The sequence below is a fragment of the Streptomyces sp. AK010 genome, assembly GCF_014207295.1.
Classification (GTDB): domain Bacteria; phylum Actinomycetota; class Actinomycetes; order Streptomycetales; family Streptomycetaceae; genus Streptomyces; species Streptomyces massasporeus.
In genome coordinates, this window is sequence record NZ_JACHCX010000002.1 from 583,670 (window position 1) to 591,258 (window position 7,589).

Annotated in this window: 6 protein-coding genes; 2 read left to right on the plus strand and 4 right to left on the minus strand. The window is 73.4% G+C overall.

Features of this window, described 5'->3' with window-relative positions:
• Window positions 1–95: 95 nt before the first annotated feature.
• Window positions 96–866: a TIGR03089 family protein gene (locus HDC93_RS05990; RefSeq protein WP_185007858.1), complete on the minus strand. Its 771-nt coding sequence runs from the start codon at window positions 864–866 to the stop codon at window positions 96–98.
• Between the two features lie 149 nt (window positions 867–1,015).
• Between HDC93_RS05990 and HDC93_RS05995 the strand changes: the two genes are divergently transcribed.
• Complete coding sequence (locus HDC93_RS05995; RefSeq protein WP_185007861.1) at window positions 1,016–2,605, plus strand: N-acetylmuramoyl-L-alanine amidase; 1,590 nt, start codon at window positions 1,016–1,018, stop codon at window positions 2,603–2,605.
• A 133-nt stretch (window positions 2,606–2,738) separates the two neighbouring features.
• Window positions 2,739–3,821, plus strand: a complete 1,083-nt coding sequence (locus HDC93_RS06000) for an NDP-sugar synthase (RefSeq protein WP_185007863.1) — start codon at window positions 2,739–2,741, stop codon at window positions 3,819–3,821.
• A gap of 168 nt (window positions 3,822–3,989) precedes the next feature.
• Here the strand turns inward: HDC93_RS06000 and HDC93_RS06005 are convergent, their stop codons facing one another.
• The 3 genes from HDC93_RS06005 to cofD form a co-directional block, all read right to left on the minus strand.
• Window positions 3,990–4,991 (minus strand): DNA-3-methyladenine glycosylase, encoded by a 1,002-nt coding sequence (locus HDC93_RS06005; protein ID WP_185007865.1) that lies wholly within the window; start codon window positions 4,989–4,991, stop codon window positions 3,990–3,992.
• A 62-nt stretch (window positions 4,992–5,053) separates the two neighbouring features.
• Window positions 5,054–6,385: a coenzyme F420-0:L-glutamate ligase gene (locus HDC93_RS06010; protein ID WP_185007971.1), complete on the minus strand. Its 1,332-nt coding sequence runs from the start codon at window positions 6,383–6,385 to the stop codon at window positions 5,054–5,056.
• Between the two features lie 20 nt (window positions 6,386–6,405).
• Window positions 6,406–7,365: a 2-phospho-L-lactate transferase gene (cofD, locus tag HDC93_RS06015; RefSeq protein WP_185007867.1), complete on the minus strand. Its 960-nt coding sequence runs from the start codon at window positions 7,363–7,365 to the stop codon at window positions 6,406–6,408.
• Between the last annotated feature and the right edge of the window lie 224 nt (window positions 7,366–7,589).

Genomic DNA, 7,589 nt, shown 5'->3' on the forward strand with positions numbered 1-7,589 from the left:
TGGTGGCCTGCTGTGCTGAGGGCGATCGGGGCGACCTGCTCGCTCGTCCCGGGGCTTGCTGTGCCGCGGGTGGTCGTGGTGACCTGTTCGCTCCTTCAGTGGCCCGCTGTGCCGCGGGCGATCGTCGTGACCCGCTCGCTCTCCACCCGCTTGTCCAGCACCCCGTCCCCGGCCTGCTCCAGATGCCGGCACAGCACCACGGAGCCACCGATGGCCAGCGGTCCGTACAGACCCGCGTGCAGCCCGTCCCACGTGTCGTACGGCAGCCCGGACAGGATCCGCGCCCCGGGCCCGGTCAGCCCCAGCGCCGTCGCCTCCGCCCGGGCCCGCTCGACCACCTCGGCCCCGCTGAACTCGCGCCCGGCCACGATCAGCGCGGGCCCCTCCGGATCCACGGGCGCGTACGGCACGAAACGGTCGCCCTGCCCCGGCACCTCCACCGCGTAGTCGACGAAGCCCTCGGGTGCCTGCGGGAACCGCCCTCCCAGAGGCCGCAGCGCCATCGCGATCCGCGCACCGGAGCACGCCCGGGCCTCCTCCAGCCGGTCCGGCCCGCTCACCACGACGTCGGCTCCCCGGGCATCCCCGGACACGTCCGCGACGACTCCCACCGACGCACACGCCAGCAGCCACACCGCCGTCTGCCAGTGCGCGGGCAGCAGCAGAGCCACCCGGTCCCCGGGCTCTACGGACAGCTCGTCCTGGAGGAGATTCGCGGTCTTGGCCACCCAATTGGCGAAGGTGGCCACGGACAGTTCGACCCGTTCGCCCGTGGCGTCGTCGTAGAAGGTCACCAGGGGGCGTCCCGGATCCGCGGCGAGCGCGGAACCCAGCAGGTCGGCAGGGGTGCGATCGGTGGCGTTCACCGCGCAAGCGTACGCAACGCACGGGCCCCCGCCCAACGGCCCGCCCGCCGCAGCGCCCTGAATCCGCCACCGGTTCGGCGGAACCCCGACCGACAGCCCGCCAACTCCCAAATGGACAGACTTGTATGACTATGTCCAAGATCAGGTGCATGCGTGGATTCCTTGCTTCCTCGATCGGTGTCACCTGTGCGGCCGCTCTGGCCCTCCCCCTCACCCCTCCCGCCTTCGCGGCGACGGCGAGACCGGTGCCGGCCGCGGAAGCCGCGAGACCCGCGCCCCATACGGGGACCCCGGCCGCGACCCCGTCCGACCGGCGCGCCGCGGAGCCGTCCGCCGCCGGCAGCACCCAGTCCCTCCCCCTCGAACCCCTCACCCGCGACCGCGCCACCCCCTCCGCCCCCGCCGCCGAACAGGGCCTGCCCCGCCGGGCCGTACGCCACTTCTCCCTCGTCGGCGTCGTCTGGGACGACCCGGACGCCGAACTGCACGGCCGCGTCCAGGTCCGCACCCGCACCGCCGGCACCGGCACCTGGTCGGGCTGGCAGGACGTGGAGACCCACAACGCCGACCACGCCGCCGACCCGGACACCCCCGAGAGAGCCTCGGGCCGCGTCCGCGGTGCCACGGCCCCGCTGTGGGTCGGCGACTCCGACGGCGTGGAGCTGCGGGTCCGCTCCGAGTCCGACGACTCGGCGGCCGACTCCGCCGGACACGCCTCGGGCACCCGCAACCTCCCCGCGGCGCCTCCGCTGCCCTCGGGCCTGCGACTCGAACTCGTCGACTCCGGTGAGGACGACGCCGCATCCTCCGGCGACGAGGAGGAGCCCCGCGCCGCCGGCGGCGCGAACGCCGGGACCTCCGCCCTCACCGGGACCTCCGCCCTTACCGGGGCCTCCGCCCTTACCGGGCCCTCCGCCCTTACCGGGGCCTCCGCCCTTACCGGGCCCTCCGCCCTTACCGGGCCCTCCGCCCTTACCGCGGCCTCCACCGTCACCGGGGCCTCCGCCGTCGACGCCGACCTCGCCCCCTTCGGCGCCACCGAGATCGCGGCTCTGAGCCGTACCGAGACCGAGCAGGAGTACCTCGCTCCCGACGCCGGCGAGCTGACGGAGCGGCAGCTGCAGGCCAAGCCGTACGTCGGTCCGCGCCCGGGTATCGTCACGCGGCGCGGCTGGGGCGCGAACGAGGGGTTGCGGGAGAGCGGCTTCCGCTACACGAAGAAGGTCAAGGCGGCCTTCGTGCACCACACGGCCAGCGGCAACAACTACCGCTGCTCGCAGGTCCCGTCACTCATCCGCAGTATCTACCGCTACCACGTCAAGAGCATGGGCTGGCGGGACATCGGCTACAACTTCCTCATCGACAAGTGCGGAAAGATCTACGAGGGCCGCGCCGGGGGCGTGGCGAAACCGGTCCTCGGCGCGCACACCCTGGGTTTCAACAGCAACAGCATGGGGATCGCCGTCCTCGGGTCGTACGGCGCCACCAAGCCGTCGAAGTCCGCGGTGAAGGCCGTCGCGCGGCTGACCGCGTGGAAGCTGGGGCTGTACCGGGTGAATCCGAAGGGGAAGACCTACCTGACGTCGGCTGGCAGCAATCTCCACCGAAAAGGTAAGAAGGTACGACTGAACGTGATCTCGGGGCACCGGGACGGCTTCAAGACCGAGTGCCCGGGACGCGAGCTCTACGGAAAGCTCGGCTCGGCCCGCTCCAAGGCGGCCCGCTACCAGGGCCGCTGAGCACACGTTCACCGCCTACGGGGGGCAGGGGGCGGCATGCCGCACGGCCAACGAAGGCGCCACGGAACGATCTGCATACACTGACCGGCCGAAAGACAGTTCGGCCGGTCCCGGCAGGAAGCAGAGACGACACGTGACTGAAGCGATCCTCCTGGTCGGTGGCAAGGGCACCCGGCTGCGCCCGCTCACGGTGCACACGCCCAAGCCCATGGTCCGGGCGGCCGGCGTGCCCTTTCTCACGCACCAGCTGGCGAGAGCGAGAGCCGCGGGTGTCGAGCACATAGTCCTGGCCACGTCCTACCTGGCCGAGGTCTTCGAGCCGTACTTCGGTGACGGCGCCGCGCTCGGACTGCACATCGAGTACGTCACGGAGGAGGAGCCGCTCGGCACGGGCGGCGCCATCCGCAACGTGGCCTCGCGGCTGCACTCCGGTCCCGACGACCCGGTCCTGATCTTCAACGGCGACATCCTGACGGGCCTGGACATCCAGGCCCTGGTCGACACCCACGAGACGACGGGCGCGGACGTCTCCCTGCACCTCACCAAGGTCACGGACCCACGCGCCTACGGCCTGGTCCCCACGGACGACACCGGCAGGGTCCAGGCCTTCCTGGAGAAACCGCAGACCCCCGAGGAGATCGTCACCGACCAGATCAACGCGGGAGCGTACGTCTTCCGCCGCTCGGTCATCGACTCCATCCCGCTGGGCAGGCCGGTGTCGGTGGAACGGGAGACCTTCCCCGGCCTCCTCTCGGCCGGGGCGCACCTCCAGGGCATGGTCGACTCGACGTACTGGCTGGACCTCGGCACCCCCGCGGCCTTCGTCCGCGGCTCGGCGGACCTGGTCCTCGGCCGGGCCCCGTCGCCCGCCGTTCCCGGCCGCTGCGGCGACCGCCTGGTCCTGCCCACGGCGCAGGTCGCGTCCGACGCGAAGCTGTCGGGGGGCACGGTGGTGGGCGAGGGCGCCTTCGTCGCCGAGGGCGCGCGCATCTTCGGCAGCACGATCCTGCCGGGCGCGGTCATCGAACCGGGCGCGGTCATCACCGACTCCCTGATCGGCACCCGGGCCCGCGTCGGCCAACGCTCGGTCCTCACGGGCACGGTCATTGGCGACGGCGCGGTGATCGGCCCCGACAACGAACTCCTGGAGGGCGCCCGCATATGGTGCGACGCCCGCATCCCGGCAGGAGCGGTCCGCTTCTCATCCGACCAGTAGGCCGGGGCGCACGGGGGCGGGGCCCAGCTGCGGGCATGCGTGCCGGCAGGGGGGGGCACGGGGCGCAGCGGCACCTCGTCGCGCCGAGCTGCGCACCCACCCGCCCCCAGTACCGACACCGAGCACCGGAGCCCCACGGCTCACAACCACCCGTCGACAACCGCCCGCTCACAACTGCCCGATGTCCCACCGAGGCATCTTCGGCGCCCGCCGCGCCGGCACCCTCCCGCTCAGGAGGATCAACCGAGCCGCCCGATGCCGCTGCCCCGCATACGGCTCCAGAAGCTCCAGCATCACCGCGTCATCGGCGTCCCGGTCCCCGGCCAGCGCCCACCCCACGATCCCGGGCAGATGCAGATCCCCCACCGTCACCTCGTCCGCCGCACCATGACTGCGCTGCACCGTCTCCGCCGAGGTCCACGGCCCGACCCCCGGCACCAGCTCCAGCCGCGCCCGAGCCGCCCCGGGCTCCATTCCCACCGCCTGCTCCAGCCGCGCGGCGACCCGCACGGCACGCAGGATCGTCGACGCCCTCTTGTTGTCGACCCCGGCCCGATGCCACTCCCACGACGGGATCAACGCCCACGTCCGCGGCGCCGGCATCACGTACATCCGCGCGGGCGCGGGCCCCGGCGCCGGCTCCCCGAACTTCCGCACCAGCAGCCGCCACGCCCGGTACGCCTCGTCAGTCGTGACCTTCTGCTCCAGGATCGACGGGATCAGCGACTCCAGCACGAGCCCGCTGCGCGTCAGCCGCAACCCCGGCCGCCGATGCCGGGCCGACGCCAGCAGCCGGTGCCGCGGCACGAACGCCGACGGATCGTCCGCGGCCCCGAGCAGCTCCGGCAACCCCTCCAGCAGCCACTCCGCCCCGGGCCCCCAGGCCTCCCCGCGCACCCCACCGCCGTACGCGCACACCCGGAGCGTCCCCGGCCCGCCCGGAGTGAGGCTGGTCCGCCACACACCCCCGTCCGGCGTCGCCCGGAACGTCGGGTCGCCGGGCCCGCGCCGCAACGGTCCGAGCACCAGACCGAGATCCAGCGGCCCGTCCGGCACCCACTCCCGCACCCGGCCCGGCCCCGCCGCCTGCCGGGGCACACCCGCGGGCACGGCGACATGCCCACCGCGCACCGTGGTGCGCGTGGGCCGCGGAGTGAACCGTCCTGCCATGAATGACGTCCCTGGGATCCGTGAGGAGCGGCCCTACGAGCGTAGGCGCCGTCCGGCACCTGTCACCGCACCTCGATGAACGCCTCGGCGTCCCGCCCGGGACGGGGCCGCGGTTCCTCCGCCGGATGCCCGACCGCCACCGCCCCCATCGGGTCCCAGTCCGCGGGCAGATCCAGCACCTCGCGCACCACGTCCCGGCAGAACATCGTCGACGACACCCAGGCCGATCCCAGCCGCTCCCCGGCCAGTGCGACCAGGAGGTTCTGCACGCCGGCACCCGTGGCGACCACGAACATCTCCCGCTCGGCGCCGTCCCGCCGCGGGTCGCCGTAGGTGTGCGAGCCGTCCATGACCAGGCAGGGCACGACGAGGTACGGCGCGTTGCGCAGGACGTCCCCGCGCCGGACGCGCTTGGCGACGGACTCCTCGCTCTTGCCGTCCCGGCGCAGATCGGCGATCCAGGCGTCCTTCATGGCGTCGAGCAGCCGTGTCCGCGATTCCTGCGACTCCAGCAGGACGAACCGCCAGGGCGTCGTGTGGTGCGGGGACGGTGCCGTCACGGCCGCGGCCACGGCCCGCCGTACGGCATCCGCGTCGACGGGCTCGTCGGTGAAGGACCGGACCGTACGCCGCTGGGTCACGGCCAGCCGTACCGCCTCGGAGGTGCCGAGGCGGAACATGTCGTCGCGTGCGCCGCGGACCATGGCCCGCGCGCCCTCGCCGCGGTCACCCTCCGCCACCAGGTGCGGGAGCCCGCGCACCACGGCGACGGGCAGTCCCGCAGCCTTGCCCTTGACCAGGTCGCCGGCCGCGGCGAGTTCGTCGGCCGTGGCGACGACGGTGGCGCTGAGCGGATTGCCGTACGCGTCCGTGCCGCCGCGCAGGTCGTCGAGCACGCGCACTCCGGCGGCGCCGATCGCGACGTCCGTGAGCCCGGCTCGCCAGGGCCGCCCGAACGTGTCGGTGACGACGACGCCGACGTCCACCCCGAGGGCGTCCCGCAGCCCGTCCCGGACGGCGCGGGCGGAGGCGTCCGGGTCCTCGGGCAGCAACAGCACCGTCCCGGAGGGGGTGTTGGACGCGTCCACCCCGGCCGCGGCCATGATCAGGCCCTGCCGGTTCTCGACGATCCGCAGGGCGCCACGCCGGGCCACCACCCGGACCGTCTCCGCGTCGATCGCGGCCTCCCGATCGGCGGCCCGGACGATCCGGCCCTCCGCTTTGGACACGATCTTCGAGGTGACGAGCAGCACGTCCCCGTCGGCCAGGCCGGGCTCGGTGGCCGCGATCAGCTTGGCCAGGTCGTCCCCGGGCGCGACCTCCGGTATGCCGCCCACGGCCCACACCCGGTACCCGCCGGCGCCCCGCTCCTCGTCGGTGACCTCGGCAGACACCTCGGGGGAGGAATCAGTGCTCACGCCCCCCGCACCTCCTCGGCCAGCGCCAGCGCCTCCTGAGCCATCCGCGCGGTCGCGTCCGTGTCCCTCATCATCAGCGGCACGGCCCGGCAGCGGATCCCGGCCGCCTCGACCTGCTCCACCGCGCCCGCGTCCACCGAGTCGACGAGCCAGCCGTCCAGCAGGCCCGAGCCGTAGTGCTCGGCCACCGCCGTCGCGGTCGACTCGACGCCCACGGCGGCGAGCACCTTGTCGGCCATGCCCCGCACGGGCGCGTCACCGACGATGGGGGAGAGGCCGACGACCGGCACCCCGGCGTCGGCGATCGCCTCCCGGATGCCGGGCACGGCGAGGATCGTGCCGATCGACACAACCGGGTTGGACGGCGGGAAGAGGATCACGTCCGCCTCGGCGATGGCCTCCAGGACGCCCGGCGCGGGCTTCGCCTGCTCGGCGCCCACCGGCACGACGGCCCGGGCGGGCACCGAGGCACGCAGCCGCACCCAGTACTCCTGGAAGTGGATCGCCTTGGTCTCGCCGTCCATCTCGACGGCCACATGGGTCTCGACGCGGTCGTCGGACATGGGGATCAGCCGCACGCCCGGCTTCCAGCGGTCGCACAGCGCCTCCGTCACCGCGCTCAGCGGGTATCCGGCGCCGATCATCTGCGTCCGCACGATGTGCGTGGCGAAGTCCCGGTCGCCGAGGCCGAACCACTCGGGCCCGACGCCGTACGCCGCGAGCTCCTCCTTGAGGTGGAAGGTCTCGTCGGCGCGACCCCAGCCCTGCTCCTCGTTGATGCCGCCGCCGAGCGTGTACATCACCGTGTCGAGGTCCGGGCAGACCTTCAGCCCGAAGAGGTGGATGTCGTCCCCGGTGTTACCGATGACCGTGATGTCCGCGTCCGGGACGGCCTGCTTCAGACCACGCAGGAACCGGGCACCGCCGATGCCGCCTGCCAGAACCACAATGCGCATGGGAGCCAGTCTTGCAGGCGGCTACGACAACCGGTCGGCGGCTTCGACAACCGGCAGCCGGCTAGACAACCGGCCGGCGCCCACGACAACCGGTCGGCGCCCACGACAACCGGTCGGCGCCCACGACAACCGGCCGGCGCCCACGACAACCGGCCGATGGCTGCGACATCCGCGTCGGCGGCTTCGACGACAGTCGGCGGTCCCGGCGACGACCGGCCGGCGCC

Bases quoted from the DNA above. Each gene is read 5' to 3' on its own strand.
- HDC93_RS05995 (WP_185007861.1), top strand. From the start codon at position 1,016: ATGCGTGGATTCCTTGCTTCCTCGATCGGTGTCACCTGTGCGGCCGCT.
- HDC93_RS06005 (WP_185007865.1), bottom strand. From the start codon at position 4,991: ATGGCAGGACGGTTCACTCCGCGGCCCACGCGCACCACGGTGCGCGGT.
- cofD (WP_185007867.1), bottom strand. From the start codon at position 7,365: ATGCGCATTGTGGTTCTGGCAGGCGGCATCGGCGGTGCCCGGTTCCTG.